This window comes from Sporosarcina sp. YIM B06819 (assembly GCF_033485175.1).
In the GTDB taxonomy this organism is placed as follows: Bacteria; Bacillota; Bacilli; order Bacillales_A; family Planococcaceae; genus Sporosarcina.
In genome coordinates this window covers 1-583 of sequence record NZ_JAWLIQ010000003.1, presented here as the reverse complement: position 1 = coordinate 583, position 583 = coordinate 1, and the positions used below count along the sequence as shown (strand labels likewise).

Annotated in this window: 1 protein-coding gene; it reads right to left on the bottom strand. The window is 40.7% G+C overall.

All coding sequences use genetic code 11. The features are described from left to right. Positions 1–583, bottom strand: a 583-nt coding sequence (locus R2B72_RS02770; protein ID WP_318614682.1) for a transposase, incomplete at both ends; no start/stop codon positions are given.

The following is a 583-nucleotide window of genomic DNA, read 5'->3' as shown; positions in this document are numbered from 1 at the left end:
TTGATTTCATCACAGGATGAGCACTTTTTAGAAGACGGAAAGAAACGATCGACTTTCATGAATTCAACGCCATACTTCTCGCATTTGTATTTCATTTGCCGGGAGAACTCCTTAAACTTTTGCTGCTGAATCGCTTTCGACAGGTGACGATTTTTCATCATCCCTTGCACATTCAAATCCTCCATCACAACTTTACAAGGCTTGGTTTTCGCAATTGCGTTCGTTGCTTGGTGAATGTGATTGGTGCGAATGTTGGCCAACCGCCTGTGTAGGTGCCGTATTTGCTTTTCGATTTTTATACAGTTGCTTGTTTTGGCGAAACGGTCTCCCTCCTTATTCATTTCGTATTTACGGGAAACGCTTCTCTGCAACCTACGAAGACGTTTCTCGATCTTGCGGACTTCATTTGTTTTATTAATATTTTTAACTTTGTTGCCATTTGAACAAACGGCTAATGTTGTAATACCCAAATCAATCCCGACAATTTCATCTGTTAACTTTTCCTTTTTAAACGCCTGCTCAATACCAACAGACAAATACCAGTACTTCCCGTCAAATGACACCCGAGGATTGCAGTATTTCA